This window comes from Methylophilus sp., assembly GCF_035460085.1.
Taxonomy (GTDB): Bacteria; Pseudomonadota; Gammaproteobacteria; order Burkholderiales; family Methylophilaceae; genus Methylophilus.
Genome location: NZ_DATHWZ010000063.1, coordinates 129,070 through 145,081 on the forward strand (window position 1 = coordinate 129,070; position 16,012 = coordinate 145,081).

Genomic DNA, 16,012 nt, shown 5'->3' on the forward strand with positions numbered 1-16,012 from the left:
GCTGGTCCTGCTTTCATTAAACAGTCATCTTTGAATCAACCGATTTCTGATATTTTCTATGTTAAGAAAAATCAAAAAAATCGAGAGTGATAATGAAGTTTTTAAAAGCAGCTTTGCTACTGAATTTGGTCTTGATTTCGAATGCAGGCTATGCGATAGAAATCCTAAATCTCGATATTCGCAGTGACTTATCATCACCTTTAATTAGTTCAACACCTAGACCAGTTTTAGTGACTAATATTCAAAACTTTGTTTGGCAAAGTGGCGGTAATATTAATGTCTCTGGCGTTTTCAATGTTGAAAATCCATCAGCAAAGTGGGATATGATAAATCGAGTTATTAATACTCCAGGATCCCTGATTGTTGGCGGAAGTATTTCGATTGGTTCACCTCTGATCCTGACTACAACTGGACCAAGTATTTCAGTCACCCAAATTACTCTAGCTGCAACTGCGGTTCCTGAAGCTGATACATATTTAATGTTATTGGCAGGCTGGGGATTGGTTGGCGCAACTGTAGCCAGACGCTCTGCAAGATGAATTGAGAAACATTCCAAAATTATTACTAGTAGGTTAAAGCCTTCCTGGCACATTTAGCATTCAATAGAACAAAGGTCTTGTAAGTGAGTTTATTAAAAATAATTTTGCTGGTAAATTTGGCTTTGATTACAAATCTGAGCAATGCTCTGGTGATGCCAGCTACAGGCTCATCTCTAGTGATCGATCAAAACGAAACTTTGTATGTGGATGATGGCGATGTATTTAATCTATCATCATTCGATCTAAAGCCTGGCAGTATCCTGGATATTTATTCCAATACCCCGAATGCCACATTTTCCATTATTGCAAGTAACGCTATCACGCTATCTGGCCTGCTCAATGTGTATCTGTCCAATCTCTCTTTCGTAAGTGAAAGTTTTTACCTCTCAGCCACTCTGTCCGTAAAGGGGAACAGTATAAGTGTGGATGCGCCCTATATCAGTATTACAGGAATCGTTGATTTAACAGGTAATGGTGGGGCTGGTGCGCCGATTGACACGTATAGTGGAAGCAGTGGGGTTGTTCTGACTGTATCAGGCTTTCCATATGTCCCCAGATTACCTGCTGCTGGAATTATTATCGGTAACAACACCAATATGCCTGTGACACAGCCCTGGATTAGCGCCACTAACGTCCCGGAGCCGCAAGGTTACACAATGCTACTGGGTGGCCTAGGATTAATGGGCGTGGTGGCGCGTCGCCGTCAGCTTTGATAGCTCCGTCTGGAGTGTAGTCAAACAACAAAAACACCGTTGTTTTTTATCCCCATCAGGTAACGGTTTTTCTTCCACTCCGCTACCGTTTCAGTCACAATCAACTCAACCTCTGACGTGATATTGCGGGCTACGCCTAATCTTGTTTGTGGCTGCATATTGGCAACCACGTCTTCCAGTATGCACTGATTGAGACTAAATAAGATTGGAAGCAAGCATTTGGCTACTCGCAGCGATTGGTGATGCATGTTTTTTCCTGCTATTTCAAATCTGCTGTTAGTATGCCTGCATGAAAAATCCAGCGACATCCACTGTCAGTAAAGACCTCGAACTCATTGAAGCAAACCGGCAATTCTACGACCCGCTATGGACGGATGCGCGGCTAGTCAGCCCTGAGCGCTTTAATACCTGGCCGCTAGTTTCATCCTTAATATCCCAATCTCAAACTCGTCTTGAAATCGCTCCGGGCTTAAGGCCGCGATTACCTATTGAGGGCACACATTTCGTGGACATTAGCGCACCCGCAGTTGCCAAGCTGCAGGCGCATGGTGCAAATGCGATGCAGGGGCTGGTCTCGGCGCTGCCGTTTGAGGATGGCATATTCGGCCTGGTATGCGCTTTCGATATTGTCGAGCATGTCGATGATGACGATGGCGCTTTGTCCGAGCTTTCGCGTGTGGCTGCACCCGGTGCGACATTGTTGCTATCCGTGCCGCTGCATCCATCGCAGTGGACACCGTTTGACGACTTTGTCGGGCACTGTCGCCGCTATGAACCAGAAGGGCTCGTCGCCAAGCTTGCCAAGTATGATTTTGTAATCGAGCAAAGTGCTGTTTACGGTATGCAGCCTAAATCGTCACGCCTGCTTGATATCGGCATGTGGTTTCTCACCCATAGGCGTACACGCGCGCTGTGGTGGTATAACAATGTATTCATGCCCATTGGTGTACGTTTCCAGAAGAAGCTCGACCTTGTCACTGGCATGATAGATACCAAGGGAGTGGATGAGGTTATGCTTGTTTGCCGGAAGATTAGTAAAGGTAATAATGCTTAATCGCTGATCTAAAATGATGAAGCCCGTCATTAACAGGCTTCATGTATCTAGCTTCTAATAGTGACTATTGAATAACCCCTAGTTGTTTAAATAGCCCATACGTATCCAGCACATCCCAATGCTCTGCCAGTTTGCCATTTTCGATTCTGAAAATATCCACTGCATGGATGCTGTAATGCTTGCCGGTAGCGGGGATGCCTAACCAGTCACCTTGCTGGGTGCCTGAATACACACCATACACCCAAACCGTATCACCCTCTGCGACCAGCTTTTCCAGTTGATAGTGCCAGTCTGGGACTGCTTTAAACCAGTCGGCGAAAAACTGTTGGAATCCACTTAAACCTTGTGGCACCAGCGGGTTATGTTGAATATATCCTTGCTGCATAAACTGCGGCAGTTGAGTGAAGTCTTTTTTCACAAAAACGGCATTAGCGAAATCTGCCAATAGTTGTTTGTTTTGTTGAGTGATATCTTGCGCCATGAGGGTGGTTCCTTTCGTTAACAGTGTTGTCAAAATCAATGCATTCAATATGTGTTTGAACAGTTTCATCAAATCTCCTTGCAGCGGTTGCATAACACTTGTGCGTTATGGAGTTGCGCATCATAATTCCATTAGTCACTATTAGTAAGTAGGCACCTGAAAGTGACTTAGGCACCTGAAATTAACAGAAAGTAGAAGATGATGAGTGAAGACACTGACCGGGTTTTGCAGATATTGAGTAGCTGGGATGCGTACCACACTGAATGTCCGACGCGGCTGGTATTAAACAGGATTGCGGATAAATGGGCTGTGTTGGTGCTTGGTTTGCTGGAGACAGAAACCAAACGCTTTAGTATTTTGCAGCGCGAGATTGGGGGTATCTCGCAAAAGATGCTGACGCAAACATTGCGGGGTCTGGAGCGGGATGGGTTGATAGCGCGGACCATTTACCCCACTGTGCCGCCTAAAGTGGAGTACACCATTACGCCATTGGGCAAAACGCTGGTGGGTTTGCTGGCTGCGGTACGGGTATGGTCAGAAATGCATATTGAGGATGTGCTGAAAGCGCAAAGCGATTATGACAAGGCTGCGCATGACACCCTCAACTCGGGAACACCAGGCGTGAGAACAATCCGCTTTTAAGTGCTTTAGGCCAGTAACAAAAATACCGTCGGTTTTTTATGCACATCCGGTAACGGTTTTTTCTTCCACTCAGCAGCAGTCTTAGTCACAATCAGTTCATTTTCTGCCGTGATATTGCAGGCTACACACAATCTTGTTTGTGGCTGCAAGTTTGCAACCAAGTCTTCCAGCATATGCTGATTGCGGTAGGGCGTTTCTATAAATAATTGTGTTGCCTGCTGTTTCTTGGAATCAAACTCAATCCCTTTAATAGCTTTAATGCGTTCAGCCTTGTCACTGGGCAAATAGCCCAAAAACGTAAACCGTTGGCCATTTAACCCACTTGCCATTAATCCTAATAACAAACTGCTGGGGCCAATCAAAGGCGTTACGCGTATGCCTTTTTGATGCGCCACGGCAGCGAGAGCAGCGCCGGGGTCTGCGATACCGGGACAGCCTGCTTCACTCATCAGGCCGACATCAGTGCCTTTTTGCAGAGGCTGTAATAGGGCGGGTAAATCTTTTGTCTGCGTGTCTTTAGTCAGTAGAGAAAAGCTTAATTCACGAATCGGTGTCGGATGGCCGCTGGCCGCTAAAAACTGGCGGGCAGTTTTCTCGTTCTCGACGATGAAATGCTGCAGGCTATGCATGCGGCTGATGACTTCTGGCGGCACGACTTGTTGCGGCGAAGTATCTTCTGCCAGGGGAACGGGAATAAAGTAAAGCGTACCGGTTGTCATAGCTTTGTTGTTTGATTGAATTAGCTGAATTATCCCACGGCCGCCATAAAAAAAGCATTCTCGTGAAAGAATGCTTTTTTAGTTTTATCAATCACCACTTCTCAGCCGGAGGCTGCGAATCATTTAATACTTCACTTGTACGCGATATTTAAGGGTGACATCGCTTTCAGCAGGAACGTTGATTTTCCAGGTGGCCTGATGCGCACTGGTTTTTGTGTGTGGCTGCGATTCATTGAGGATTTTCCAGTCGCCATTGATCGGCTCTTGCACGTTGACAGTCACCGCTTCTTTCTTGGCATTGTGCAGGGTGATGGCATAAGCGCTTTCATACAGCGGCACCTGGTTGTTGCTCTTGCTCAGGTTTTTAAAGTCGGTTTGCACGCGGTCTGCGGTGACATCAAATGCATTGCCCAGTTTCAGGCGGACAGTGTCGTTTTTAGCCGTGTGGTCGATCTGGTCTTCACCGACAAACTGTGCAGTGCCATCGTTATCCTTTTTGTACACGCGCATGGTGCCTTTGGGTAATGGAATGCCGAGCTTGCTGCTTTCCTTGTTCTCAAACTCGACATAGACCTGCACCTTTTGTTTTTTCTCCACGTCACGGTATTGACCCTGATAGTAGTAATCGGCGCCAGTTAATACGAGTTCCTTACGCGCCGGAATTTGCTGGGCAGTCAGCAGGGCAACTTGCTTGGTTTGATTCTCGGCAATGCTGGTAGCACGTGGCAAGGTATAGAGATGGTATTCCAGCAGGCCTTGCTCAGTTGGCATAGGCGCATCGGCGGCCATGGCTTCAGAGCGCATCATCATGGTTTTCGGACGGATGGCTTCGCGCACGCGATTGACATCGCCGGCGACTAATTGCACTTTGGCATTCGGGTAGGAGGTGCCGCTGGTATTGTTGAGAGTCACCCAGCCTGAGAGGTCTATGGTGTCTTCCTTGCTGCTGAGTTCAGCGACGTAATCAGCTTTCCAGTTCAGGCCGCCGGTGAGGTAGCTTAATTCCAGGCTGGACTGTTCAGCGCCCTTGTATTGTACTTGTGTGGTCAAAGTCGGGCGATCTCTCAGCTGGCCTGGCACGTTAGGGTAGGCGATACGGCCTGGGACGCCGGTTTCGATACGGTTACCTATCTTGAGGACCACGCCATTCTGGGCTGAAAGCACAGTCGCGGTCTCTTCAGTTTCTGCACCCGTTGTCGGATTGGTTTTAATCACGCTGACTTGCTGGCCGACAAATTTTTCTAACAAGGTTTGTGGGCTGAGCAGGTCAAAATCAAAATTCTGTTCCAACACCTGCAAGCTGGTATTGGGCAACAAGCTGCGTAACAAAGCGGTTTCAGGTTTGATCTGTGCGCTGACATCACGGAAGGACAAAGCGGATAAACCATTATTCAGTTTGAGTTTTCGGCTATCTTTAACCAGGGCCAGGTCTTCGTTGTAAATAGTGACAGCGACGCTGGTTTGATCTGATTGCGGGCTGATGACGGCAGTTTCCGCATGTGCGATTGAAAAACTACCAAGTGATAACAGTAGCAGGGAGCTGAGTCGCATGAGTATCCTCTCGTTGTTGTGTGCTTGTATGCTTGAGACTTTGTTAACGCGGCAGCCGTTCAAAAGTTAACACTGCGCCAGGTCGAATATAGATCATAAGCTACTCACGTGGCAGGGATAAGACATCAATGCCAGCTTGCTTCAACATATCGACCAGCACGATCAGTGGCAGACCTATCAGTGCGTTCGGGTCATCGCCACGCATATAATCAAGCAGCGCAATGCCCATGCCTTCAGATTTGGCGCTGCCTGCGCAATCATAAGGTTGTTCAAGACGTAAATAAGTTTCGATCTGCGATGATGTCAAGGTTTTGAATTTGACGTAATAAGGCACGATGGTGGATTGCATGTGCAGGGTGTCGCTGTCGTACAAACAGATCGCACTGTGGAAGATGACTTCTTTGCCGCTGAGCATGGTGAGTTGCCTGACGGCATTTTCATGGCTACCGGGTTTGCCGATTTGCTGTCCATTGATGGTCGCGACCTGGTCGCAACCGATAATCAAGGCATCCGGATGACCCTCAGCGACTTTACGGGCTTTGCTTTCAGCCAGCCTTAAACAGGTATGCTCAGGTGTTTCGCTCTGGAATGGCGTTTCATCAATATCTGGCGAAATGCATTCAAAAGGGAGGTGCAGTTTTTCCAGCACTTCACGGCGGTAGCGGGACGAGGAAGCAAGAATCAGCGTTTTCATTGATATAGCACAGGATAAAAAAATCCCCGAAGAATGATTCGGGGATTTTAGCATTGCTATTACTAAGGATGATTAATCCGGTTGAATTTCAATCAGTGTTTCGTCTGGTGTCACGCTATCACCTTTGGCCACGTGAATCGCAACCACGGTACCTGCTTTACTGGACTGGATTTCGTTTTCCATCTTCATGGCTTCGATTACCAAAACGCCATCACCGGCACTCACTTTGTCACCCACATTCACTTTTACAGTGACGATAGTGCCTGGCATGGCCGTAGTGACACAGCCTGGATGTGTAGGGCGAGGGCGGCCGCTGGAAGTCACGGCAGCGGCTTTTTTCTTGCCACCGTTGGAAGCGCCACCATCACTGATTTCCATTTCGTCCAGCGTTTCAACGAATACTTCTTCAGAAATGCCATCTACCTTTACGTAGTAAGGGCGGCGCTCTTCACCAGCATGGCCACTACCTGTCAGTTTGATATGGTAGGTTTCACCGTGCAGGGTGATGTTGAATTCATTAGGCGCATAACGTGCAGCGGCAGTTTGCTGGGTCACGGCTTCTTTGCTCAGCAATTGCTCTGGTTGCAATGAACCGGCATTACGCTCCTGCAAAAATGTCTGGCCGATATCCGGGAACATGGCGTAGGTCAGCACGTCTTGTTCGTTTTTGGCAAAACGTTCAGCTTCACCTTGCAACTTGGTCATTTCAGGTTGCAGCAGGTCAGCTGGACGGCCAGTGATCACTTCTGCATTGCCAACCGCTTTTTGGCGTATCTCGGCATTCACCGGGGCGGGTGCTTTACCATATTGGCCCAACAGGTAATTCTTCACTTCGTTAGTGATGGATTTGTAGCGTCCACCGGTCAATACATTCAACACGGCCTGTGTACCAACGATCTGCGAAGTAGGGGTGACTAATGGAGGGAAACCTAGATCTTCACGGACACGTGGGATTTCGGCCAATACTTCATCCATGCGGTTAAGCGCACCTTGTTCCTTCAGCTGGTTGGACAGGTTGGAAATCATGCCGCCCGGTACCTGGTTGATCAGTACACGGGTATCCACACCGGTGAATTCGCTCTCGAACTGCCAGTATTTTTTACGCACTTCTTTAAAGTAAGCAGTGATTTCCTGCAGTTTGCCCAGATCCAGGCCAGTGTCGTATTCTGTGCCTTGCAAGGCAGCGACCATGCTTTCGGTCGTCGGGTGGCTGGCCCCTTCAGAAAAGGAAGAATTACAGGTGTCGATAATATCTACACCGTTTTCAACACTCTTCAACATCACCATGCTGGCTAAACCTGAAGTCGCATGGCTATGCATGTGTACTGGCAGGCTGACGGCAGCTTTTAGCTCCCTGACCAATTCACCAGCCATAGTCGGGGTTAGCAAGCCGGCCATATCTTTCACGCCTATGCTGTCACAACCCAGAGCTTCAAGTTCTTTTGCCATGTTGACGAAGTAAGCCACGTCATGCACTGGGCTGGTAGTGAACGACAAGGTACCGATCGCGTGTTTTTTAACCGATTTGACCGCTTCAATCGCTGTTTTCAGGTTGCGGATGTCGTTCATCGCATCAAAAATACGGAACACATCGACGCCGGTATCAGCCGCTTGTTTCACGAAGGCATGTACCACATCGTCAGAATAGTGACGGTAGCCAAGGAGATTCTGGCCGCGCAACAGCATATTAATAGGCGTATTAGGAATCGCTTTGCGCAGGCTGCGCAGGCGCTCCCATGGGTCTTCTTTCAGGAAGCGCACACAGGCGTCAAAAGTCGCTCCACCCCAGGCTTCAAGAGACCAGAAACCAACATCATCCAGCTTGCTGGCGATTGGCAGCATATCTTCGGTACGCATGCGCGTCGCGATCAGGGATTGGTGACCATCTCTTAAAACGAGTTCGGTGATATGTATTTTGCTCATAATCTTGTCGATCTAATAATCTGCGATACGTTAATTAAATGCCTTCATGGGCGGCAATCGCGGCAGCGATCGCTGCGGCCATCAATTCTTTTGGTAATCCGACGTCATATTCAGTCAGCTCCGGGTGTTGCTCCACAAAGCTGGTGTTGAAATTAGCCGCACGGAAATCCGGGTGTAGCATGATCTGCTGGTAGTAAGGAATCGTGGTTTTAACGCCATAAACCACCATATCGTTCAGTGCACGGCGACCACGTTCAATTACACCTTCCCAATCCAGGGCCCAAACAGTCAGCTTGGCGCACATGGAATCATAATAGGGTGGAATTACATAGCCGCTATAAATCGCCGCATCCATACGCACGCCGGGACCGCCAGGCGCGTAGTAACGGGTGATTTTACCAAAGCTGGGCAGGAAGTCTTTTTGTGGATCTTCGGCATTGATGCGGTATTCCATGGCGAAACCACGGAAAGCGATTTCGCTTTGCTTGTATTGCAATGGCATGCCTGCAGCCACGCGAATCTGTTGCTGCACGATATCTACACCGGTAATGGTTTCAGTCACGGTATGCTCCACCTGCAAGCGGGTGTTCATTTCCATGAAGTAAAAATTGTTGTCGGAATCCAGAAGGAATTCGACGGTACCGGCATTTTCATAACCAACCGCTTTGGCTGCTTTTACGCCTAAGCCACCGATGTAGTCACGCTGCGCTTGTGACAGCTGGGGTGATGGTGCAATTTCAATCAGCTTCTGGTTACGGCGCTGGATAGAGCAATCGCGCTCAAACAGGTGAATGACGTTGCCATGCGAGTCAGCCAGAATCTGTACTTCAATATGGCGTGGATGTACGACACATTTTTCGAGGAATACTTCTGGCTTGCCAAACGCCTTGCTGGCCTCGGAAATCACCCGGTCATAGTTGCTCAGCAAGTCTTTTTCACTGTCGCAACGGCGAATACCACGACCACCACCACCGTTAGTGGCTTTCAGCATGATCGGGTAACCGATTTTTTTCGCTAATGCGAAGGCAGCATCCAGCGATTCCAGGTTGCCATCGCTACCTGGTACACATGGAATACCCGCATCAATCATGGCATTACGGGCCTGGATCTTGTCGCCCATCTGGCGAATCACGTGTGCTTCCGGACCAATGAATTTGATCCCGCGGCGGTCGCAGACTTCTGCCAGTTCCGGATTTTCTGAAAGAAAGCCATAGCCAGGGTGTAGCGCGTCACAGCCAGCAGCGACGGCAATATTCACAATATTATGTGCATTCAGGTAACCCGCAACAGGGTCGGAACCGATGTTATAGGCCTCGTCAGCTTTTTTGACATGCAAGGCATGGCGATCGGCGTCGGAATAAATGGCCACGGATTTAATGCCCATTTCCGAACAAGCGCGCACAATGCGCACCGCAATTTCACCGCGATTAGCGACTAAAATTTTCTTAAACACACATTACCCTTAAAGCAAGAAAAAAGGACAGAGTTTTTGTAGCACCAGTTTTTTTACGCGGTTTTAAACCTTGTATCAACACTGTTTGGGCTAGTTAGGTTGTGGTTTTGTACTATCTTGACCATCAGAAGTATGGTTGATAATACACACCGCACCGTAGTTGCGCTCTTGAAAAGAGCACTGCGTGAAGCGACGCCATTATAACAAAAAACCTGCGCCTTAAATAGTATGAAGTAAACAGGGCGCGCGCGTTTGTATAGAAGGATTCGTCAAGCGCTGCATAGTTTGCTATATTAAATAGCTTGTAAATAAAAGGAGTTTTCTTTGTCGAGTGCGCGTTATCTGGAGTTGGCCAGGCAGCAAAAACAGTCAGAAGGTGTGCTGGAGATGGCATCTCTTAGCCGTTTGGAGCAGGCGTTACGCGAACTGGGTGTAGACGATGCGAAAGCATTGTCAGCTGTTTCGGTGGTCTATCAAATACAAGGCTTGCCGCCGCGTTATTTTGGCGACACGCAATTGCCCATGCTGTCTTTAACGCTGCAAACCAATCTGCCCCTGATTTGCCAGAGGTGTTTTGCGCCTATGCCGCAAATGTTGGATGTGCAATTTGAATTTGCGGTTTGTGACGAGCCACCTGAAGCATTGCTTGAAGATGAAGACGTCGACTGGCTGGAGTCCAGTGCTGAATCCACGTTCGAATCTCTGGTGGAAGATGAGCTGTTGATGGCTTTACCTATTGCAGTGATGCATGAAGAAGAGTGCGCGCCTTTGCAAAAGACTGCGGGTGAAAAACCTAATCCCTTTGCAGCGCTTAAAAATCTGAAACTGGATAAGTGAAAATTAAGCTTCAAGGTAAAATATCAATGAAAAGCGGCCTATGTACTATTTGTTTGCAGTTGTCTCTGGAATATTTTATAATGCTGGATTAGGTAGCAATTCTGGTTTTTAAACTGCCCATTTGCAAATTGCGGCGGTTAATTTTGGAGTGATTTAAAATGGCAGTTCAGCAAAACAAAAAGACACCGTCCAAGCGTGGTATGCATCGTTCACACGACTTCTTGACAAACCCGCCTTTGGCAATCGAACCAACCACTGGTGAAGTACATTTGCGTCATCACGTAAGTCCTAACGGTTTCTACCGTGGCCGTAAAGTGATGCCTGCAAAAGGCGAATAAATCGCTGCTAAAGCATTAAGGTATTAAACTGCGCCGCGCACAAAATGCGCGGCGTTTGTGTATCTGGCATTAGCCTGCGTTTTTTCCGTCGCCCGGCAATGCGAGCACAAGTAAGTCGTGCACATCGAAGTAGTGCACCAGTGAAATAATGTGCAAATTAAAAGTGCATTAGTAAATTTGGGAAATAACATGACTACAAGTCAACTCGGGCAATCTCAGGAAGTTGTGATTGCCATTGATGCCATGGGAGGAGATCACGGTCCACATGTGACTGTGCCTGCGGCGGTTCGTATCCTGGACGAAAATCCTAATCTCAGTATTATCCTGGTTGGATTGCAAGATGCGATCGAGGCTGAGCTGAAAGTATTGCATATTTCAGCCAGTCCACGTCTGCGCGTGCACCATGCGAGTGAAGTGGTGTTGATGCATGAGTCGCCGCAAAGTGCGATGAAGAATAAAAAAGATTCTTCGATGCGTGTAGCGATCAATATGGTGAAAACCGGTGAAGCACAAGCCTGCGTCAGTGCAGGCAATACCGGCGCACTAATGGCGACTGCGCGTTTTGTCCTCAAAACGTTGCCAGGCATTGATCGTCCGGCGATCGCTTCTACTTTGCCTTCTGAAAAAGGCAGTACCTTTATGCTGGATCTGGGCGCTAATGCCGATTGTACGCCTGAGCACCTGTATCAATTTGCGATTATGGGTGCGATGGTGGTGAGTTGCCTTAACAGTAAGCCTAACCCCACCATCGGCTTGCTCAATATCGGTTCGGAAGATATCAAAGGGAATGAAGTTGCCAAGCAGGCTGCAGAATTGTTACGCGGTAGCCATCTTAATTTCTACGGCAACGTTGAAGGTGACGATATTTTCAAGGGCACTACTGATGTCGTTGTCTGTGATGGTTTTGTCGGCAACGTCTCCCTCAAAACGACTGAAGGCTTGGCGCATATGATGGGTAAATTCCTGACCCAGGAATTTAAACGCAACTGGCTGACAAAGTTAATGGCGCTGGGTGCTTTCCCGGTATTAAAAGCATTTAAAAAACGTGTGGACCCTCGCCTTTACAATGGCGCCAGTTTTCTGGGCTTACGTGGCATTGTGGTTAAGAGCCATGGCGGCGCAGACAAAGTCGGTTTTTACCATGCCATTCACGTGGCAATGGAAGAGGCGCAAAGCGGTGTTTTAAAGCGCATTCAATCCCAACTTGAAATCGAACATCTGGCGACTGCAGAAGAGCCATAGCGCGCTCATGCCATTGTTCTGTTAGGCGTTTTTATCCATTTAAGGCATAATCGCACCCATGATTTACGCACGAATTGCAGGGACCGGCAGCTATCTGCCGCCCACTTTATTGACCAATGTGGATTTGGAAAAATTGGTCGATACCACAGATGAGTGGATATTTTCCCGGACAGGTATCAAACAGCGTCACCGTGTTACCGATGAGCTTACCAGCGACCTGGCAACCAAAGCTGCGCTGAACGCAATTGAGGCTGCAGGCATTCAGGCGCAAGATATCGACCTGATTATTGTCGCAACGACTACGCCAGATAAAATTTTTCCCAGTGTAGCCACCATGGTCCAGCGCAAGCTGGGTATCGCAGGCTGTCCGGCCTTCGATGTGCAGGCAGTGTGCAGTGGTTTTATCTATGCGCTGGCCACCGCCACTCATTTCATGCGCTCAGGACAGCATAAAAATGTACTGGTGATTGGTGCAGATACTTTTACCCGTATCTGCGATTATACGGATCGCAGTAACTGTATTTTATGGGGTGATGGCGCTGGCGCCGTTATTTTGCAAACCAGTGATCAGGCCGGTGTGCTTTCTACCCATATTCACGCCGATGGCAGCTACGAAAATCAGCTGCATGTACCGCGTAATCCTGATGGACCGGATACGGTCATCATGGAAGGTAATGCGGTATTCAAAATTGCGGTCAACACCTTAGACCAGATTGTTGATGAAACATTAAAAGCGAATGGCATGCAGAAATCCGATATCGACTGGCTGGTCCCGCACCAGGCCAATATCCGCATTTTACAAGCGACCGCTAAAAAGCTCGATATGTCCATGGACAAAGTGATTGTGACTGTAGATCAGCACGGCAACACTTCTGCAGCTTCCATCCCATTGGCATTAGATACCGCGGTCAGGGATGGCCGCATTCAGCGTGGTCACATTCTTTTAATGGAAGCATTTGGAGGCGGATTTACCTGGGGCTCCGCATTGGTTAAGTTTTAAAGTGCAGGTTAAGTGGTTTCACTAAAACTTAACGCTTTAACCATTAATCTTTTTCAAATAATTTAATCACTCATACTTAATATTATGTCTACATTTGCTTTTTTCTTTCCTGGTCAAGGTTCACAATCTGTGGGCATGATGCAAGGTCTTGAGTCTCACGCTATTGTTAAACAAACATTTGAAGAGGCTTCTACCGTTTTAGGCATAGATTTCTGGAAGATGGCGACTGAAGCCAATGACGAAATCAATCTGACCCAGAATACGCAGCCCATTATGCTGACTGCTGGCATTGCGACCTGGCGCGTGTATGAAAGTCTTGGTGGCAAACAACCGGTAGCCATGGCTGGACATAGTTTAGGTGAATATACAGCTTTAGTCGCCGCTGGCGCGCTAAGCTTTGCAGAGGCATTGCCATTGGTTAAATTTCGCGCCGAGGTTATGCAGCAAGCTGTTCCTGAGGGGCAGGGCGCTATGGCAGCGATCTTAGGGCTGGACGATGACACTGTGCGTGCGGTTTGTAGCGAAGCTGCGCAAGGCCAGGTGGTGCAGGCCGTCAACTTCAATTCTCCTGGCCAGGTCGTGATTGCAGGGGATAAAGCGGCGGTTGACCGTGGCATGGAACTGGCTAAAGCCAAGGGTGCCAAGCGAGCACTGCCATTACCAGTCAGCGTGCCGTCACATTGCGAATTAATGAAGCCTGCTGCTGAAAAGTTACGTAATTATTTACAGAATGTAGCTGTGCAATTGCCGCAAGTACCGGTTTTGCACAATGCAGATGTCGCGTCTTACAGCGACGCAGCACTGATTAAAGATGCTTTGGTACGCCAGTTATATAGCCCGGTGCGTTGGGTAGAGACGGTACAGCAGCTGGCTGAGCAACAAGTATTAATCAGTGCTGAAGCTGGTCCCGGTAAAGTATTGACGGGTCTTGCAAAACGTATAGTGGCTGAAATGAGTTGTGTGGCTCTGGTTAACGAAGAGTCCATAAAAACCTTTATAAACCAATAATAAAAATGCGCTGTGTGAAGGAGAAATTATGCTGAATCAACAAGTAGTGTTAGTTACCGGCGCTAGCCGAGGTATTGGTGCCGCGATTGCACAGGAACTTGGCAAGCAGGGCGCGATTGTCGTTGGCACGGCCACTTCTGCCAGTGGTGCTGACGCGATTACCACTTCCCTTAAGGCGGCAGGCGTGAATGGCGTCGGGATGGCGCTGGATGTGACGCAGCCTGAGCAGATTGATGCCGTGTTGAAGAAAATTGCCGAACAATATGGCGATGTGACTATCCTGGTGAATAATGCCGGCATCACTAAAGATACATTGCTAATGCGCATGAAGGATGATGATTGGGATGCTGTATTGAATACCAACCTGAAATCAGTATTCCGCATGAGTCAGGCGGTGTTGCGGCCGATGATGAAAGCACGTCAGGGCCGCATCATCAATATTTCAAGCGTGGTAGGGCACATGGGTAATGCGGGCCAAACCAATTATGCTGCAGCTAAAGCAGGCATGACCGGCTTCACCAAGTCACTGGCACAAGAGGTAGGTAGCCGCAATATTACCGTGAACTGTGTGGCGCCTGGTTTTATTGAAACCGACATGACTGCCGAGTTGCCAGATGAGATCAAGGCAAAAATGCTTGAGCGTATTGCGGCTGGTCGTTTGGGCCAGGTATATGAGATTGCAGCGACAGTCGCTTTCCTGGCTTCACCGGCTGCCGCTTACATCACCGGCGAAACCATACATGTAAATGGTGGCATGTACTGCGCATAGTCTGACAGTGCAAGTGCATTTACCGTATCATTTTCAATAATAGTGTTTTGGTATTCTGGGTAAGATTTGTTAGAATACCGGTTTACTGAACACGACACTTATCAATAAGGGGTATTTTAGATGTCCGACATCGAACAACGCGTAAAGAAAATCGTTTGTGAACAATTAGGTGCAAACGAAGCTGACGTTAAAAACACATCATCTTTCGTGGATGATCTGGGTGCAGATTCTCTGGACACGGTAGAGTTGGTAATGGCTTTGGAAGAAGAATTCGATTGCGAAATTCCTGACGAAGAAGCTGAAAAAATCACAACCGTTCAGCAAGCGATTGACTACGTCAGCGCCAACCTTAAGTAATTCTTTGACTTAATTCTTTAATCAGCCCTCGCAAGAGGGCTGATTTCTATTATGACCAAACGCAGAGTAGTAGTCACTGGCTTAGGCGTGGTGTCTCCAGTAGGGATTGGTTACCAGAACGCCTGGAACAATCTTATCGCTGGTCAATCAGGCATTGCCCGCATAACCAAATTTGATCCAACGCCATTTGCATCGCAGATTGCCGGTGAAGTCAAAGGCTTTAACGCCGAAGACTTTATCCCAGCCAAGGATGCCCGCCGCATGGATACATTTATCCAGTATGGCCTGGCAGCTGGCCTGGAAGCTTTCAAAGATTCCGGTCTTGAAGTGACAGAAGCCAATGCCGAGCGCATCGGTGTCACCATTGGTTCCGGCATTGGTGGCCTCGGTCTGATTGAATCCACCAACGACAGTTACGATGACGGTGGCCCGCGCAAAATCTCGCCATTCTTTATCCCTGGCACTATCATCAATATGATTTCCGGTAACCTGTCGATCATGCTGGGCCTGAAAGGGCCGAATATCGCGATTGTGACTGCCTGTACCACTGGCACGCATAGCATCGGTGAAGCAGCGCGCATGATTGAATATGGTGATGCAGATGTGATGGTCGCTGGCGGTGCAGAAGCAGCGATCACTGAGTTAAGCGTAGGCGGCTTTGCCTCTGCGCGCGCCTTATCCGGCCGCAATGA

At 48.2% G+C, this 16,012-nt stretch carries 19 protein-coding genes; 12 read left to right on the plus strand and 7 right to left on the minus strand.

Translation table 11 applies throughout. From position 1 onward, the window contains the following. Positions 1-92 precede the first annotated feature (92 nt). Both VK958_RS09495 and VK958_RS09500 read left to right on the plus strand, forming a co-directional pair. Positions 93-539 carry a PEP-CTERM sorting domain-containing protein gene (locus VK958_RS09495; protein WP_325240945.1) on the plus strand — a complete coding sequence of 149 codons (447 nt, stop codon included), beginning with the start codon at positions 93-95 and terminating at the stop codon, positions 537-539. An 83-nt stretch (positions 540-622) separates the two neighbouring features. Beyond that, entirely contained in the window at positions 623-1,252 is a 630-nt protein-coding gene (locus VK958_RS09500; RefSeq protein WP_325240946.1) for a PEP-CTERM sorting domain-containing protein, read from the plus strand. 20 nt (positions 1,253-1,272) lie between these two features. On the opposite strand, the gene VK958_RS09505 is transcribed toward VK958_RS09500, so the two are convergent. After that, entirely contained in the window at positions 1,273-1,467 is a 195-nt protein-coding gene (locus tag VK958_RS09505) for a hypothetical protein (protein ID WP_325240947.1), read from the minus strand. 290 nt (positions 1,468-1,757) lie between these two features. Between VK958_RS09505 and VK958_RS09510 the strand changes: the two genes are divergently transcribed. Next, complete coding sequence (locus VK958_RS09510; protein ID WP_325240948.1) at positions 1,758-2,306, plus strand: class I SAM-dependent methyltransferase; 549 nt, start codon at positions 1,758-1,760, stop codon at positions 2,304-2,306. A 64-nt stretch (positions 2,307-2,370) separates the two neighbouring features. Here VK958_RS09510 and VK958_RS09515 read toward each other — a convergent pair whose 3' ends face one another. Beyond that, positions 2,371-2,856: an ester cyclase gene (locus tag VK958_RS09515; RefSeq protein WP_325240949.1), complete on the minus strand. Its 486-nt coding sequence runs from the start codon at positions 2,854-2,856 to the stop codon at positions 2,371-2,373. Between the two features lie 132 nt (positions 2,857-2,988). Here VK958_RS09515 and VK958_RS09520 point away from each other — a divergent pair, with 132 nt between their 5' ends. Then, positions 2,989-3,429: a winged helix-turn-helix transcriptional regulator gene (locus tag VK958_RS09520; RefSeq protein ID WP_325240950.1), complete on the plus strand. Its 441-nt coding sequence runs from the start codon at positions 2,989-2,991 to the stop codon at positions 3,427-3,429. 5 nt (positions 3,430-3,434) lie between these two features. Here the strand turns inward: VK958_RS09520 and VK958_RS09525 are convergent, their stop codons facing one another. The 5 genes from VK958_RS09525 to VK958_RS09545 form a co-directional block, all read right to left on the minus strand. Further along, the gene (locus VK958_RS09525) at positions 3,435-4,148 is read right to left on the minus strand and encodes an SAM-dependent methyltransferase (protein WP_325240951.1); all 714 of its coding nucleotides are present in this window, start codon (positions 4,146-4,148) and stop codon (positions 3,435-3,437) included. A gap of 123 nt (positions 4,149-4,271) precedes the next feature. Beyond that, positions 4,272-5,699 (minus strand): DUF4139 domain-containing protein, encoded by a 1,428-nt coding sequence (locus VK958_RS09530; protein ID WP_325240952.1) that lies wholly within the window; start codon positions 5,697-5,699, stop codon positions 4,272-4,274. 100 nt (positions 5,700-5,799) lie between these two features. Further along, positions 5,800-6,393, minus strand: coding sequence for a Maf family nucleotide pyrophosphatase (locus tag VK958_RS09535; RefSeq protein WP_325240953.1), 594 nt, complete (start codon positions 6,391-6,393; stop codon positions 5,800-5,802). A 72-nt stretch (positions 6,394-6,465) separates the two neighbouring features. Then, a complete protein-coding gene (gene oadA, locus VK958_RS09540; RefSeq protein WP_325240954.1) occupies positions 6,466-8,316 on the minus strand; it encodes a sodium-extruding oxaloacetate decarboxylase subunit alpha in 1,851 nt (616 codons plus the stop codon). 34 nt (positions 8,317-8,350) lie between these two features. Further along, positions 8,351-9,769, minus strand: a complete 1,419-nt coding sequence (locus VK958_RS09545; RefSeq protein WP_325240955.1) for an acetyl-CoA carboxylase biotin carboxylase subunit — start codon at positions 9,767-9,769, stop codon at positions 8,351-8,353. Positions 9,770-10,093: 324 nt separating this feature from the next. Between VK958_RS09545 and VK958_RS09550 the strand changes: the two genes are divergently transcribed. From VK958_RS09550 to VK958_RS09585, 8 genes are all read left to right on the plus strand, one after another. After that, complete coding sequence (locus tag VK958_RS09550; protein WP_325240956.1) at positions 10,094-10,606, plus strand: YceD family protein; 513 nt, start codon at positions 10,094-10,096, stop codon at positions 10,604-10,606. 158 nt (positions 10,607-10,764) lie between these two features. Beyond that, positions 10,765-10,944, plus strand: a complete 180-nt coding sequence (gene rpmF, locus VK958_RS09555; protein WP_018985326.1) for a 50S ribosomal protein L32 — start codon at positions 10,765-10,767, stop codon at positions 10,942-10,944. Positions 10,945-11,133: 189 nt separating this feature from the next. Continuing rightward, complete coding sequence (gene plsX / locus VK958_RS09560) at positions 11,134-12,186, plus strand: phosphate acyltransferase PlsX (RefSeq protein ID WP_325240957.1); 1,053 nt, start codon at positions 11,134-11,136, stop codon at positions 12,184-12,186. A gap of 58 nt (positions 12,187-12,244) precedes the next feature. Beyond that, positions 12,245-13,186, plus strand: coding sequence for a beta-ketoacyl-ACP synthase III (locus tag VK958_RS09565; protein ID WP_325240958.1), 942 nt, complete (start codon positions 12,245-12,247; stop codon positions 13,184-13,186). An 84-nt stretch (positions 13,187-13,270) separates the two neighbouring features. Next, positions 13,271-14,194 (plus strand): ACP S-malonyltransferase, encoded by a 924-nt coding sequence (fabD, locus tag VK958_RS09570; RefSeq protein ID WP_325240959.1) that lies wholly within the window; start codon positions 13,271-13,273, stop codon positions 14,192-14,194. Between the two features lie 28 nt (positions 14,195-14,222). After that, positions 14,223-14,963 carry a 3-oxoacyl-ACP reductase FabG gene (gene fabG, locus VK958_RS09575; protein WP_325240960.1) on the plus strand — a complete coding sequence of 247 codons (741 nt, stop codon included), beginning with the start codon at positions 14,223-14,225 and terminating at the stop codon, positions 14,961-14,963. Between the two features lie 120 nt (positions 14,964-15,083). Next, positions 15,084-15,320, plus strand: a complete 237-nt coding sequence (acpP, locus tag VK958_RS09580) for an acyl carrier protein (RefSeq protein WP_055825178.1) — start codon at positions 15,084-15,086, stop codon at positions 15,318-15,320. A gap of 51 nt (positions 15,321-15,371) precedes the next feature. After that, the coding region (locus VK958_RS09585) for a beta-ketoacyl synthase N-terminal-like domain-containing protein (RefSeq protein WP_325240961.1) at positions 15,372-16,012 on the plus strand (641 nt) is incomplete at its 3' end.

Bases quoted from the DNA above. Each gene is read 5' to 3' on its own strand.
- VK958_RS09495 (WP_325240945.1), top strand. From the start codon at position 93: ATGAAGTTTTTAAAAGCAGCTTTGCTACTGAATTTGGTCTTGATTTCG.
- VK958_RS09515 (WP_325240949.1), bottom strand. From the start codon at position 2,856: ATGAAACTGTTCAAACACATATTGAATGCATTGATTTTGACAACACTG.
- VK958_RS09520 (WP_325240950.1), top strand. From the start codon at position 2,989: ATGAGTGAAGACACTGACCGGGTTTTGCAGATATTGAGTAGCTGGGAT.
- VK958_RS09525 (WP_325240951.1), bottom strand. From the start codon at position 4,148: ATGACAACCGGTACGCTTTACTTTATTCCCGTTCCCCTGGCAGAAGAT.
- VK958_RS09530 (WP_325240952.1), bottom strand. From the start codon at position 5,699: ATGCGACTCAGCTCCCTGCTACTGTTATCACTTGGTAGTTTTTCAATC.
- VK958_RS09535 (WP_325240953.1), bottom strand. From the start codon at position 6,393: ATGAAAACGCTGATTCTTGCTTCCTCGTCCCGCTACCGCCGTGAAGTG.
- oadA (WP_325240954.1), bottom strand. From the start codon at position 8,316: ATGAGCAAAATACATATCACCGAACTCGTTTTAAGAGATGGTCACCAA.
- rpmF (WP_018985326.1), top strand. From the start codon at position 10,765: ATGGCAGTTCAGCAAAACAAAAAGACACCGTCCAAGCGTGGTATGCAT.
- plsX (WP_325240957.1), top strand. From the start codon at position 11,134: ATGACTACAAGTCAACTCGGGCAATCTCAGGAAGTTGTGATTGCCATT.
- VK958_RS09565 (WP_325240958.1), top strand. From the start codon at position 12,245: ATGATTTACGCACGAATTGCAGGGACCGGCAGCTATCTGCCGCCCACT.
- fabD (WP_325240959.1), top strand. From the start codon at position 13,271: ATGTCTACATTTGCTTTTTTCTTTCCTGGTCAAGGTTCACAATCTGTG.
- fabG (WP_325240960.1), top strand. From the start codon at position 14,223: ATGCTGAATCAACAAGTAGTGTTAGTTACCGGCGCTAGCCGAGGTATT.
- acpP (WP_055825178.1), top strand. From the start codon at position 15,084: ATGTCCGACATCGAACAACGCGTAAAGAAAATCGTTTGTGAACAATTA.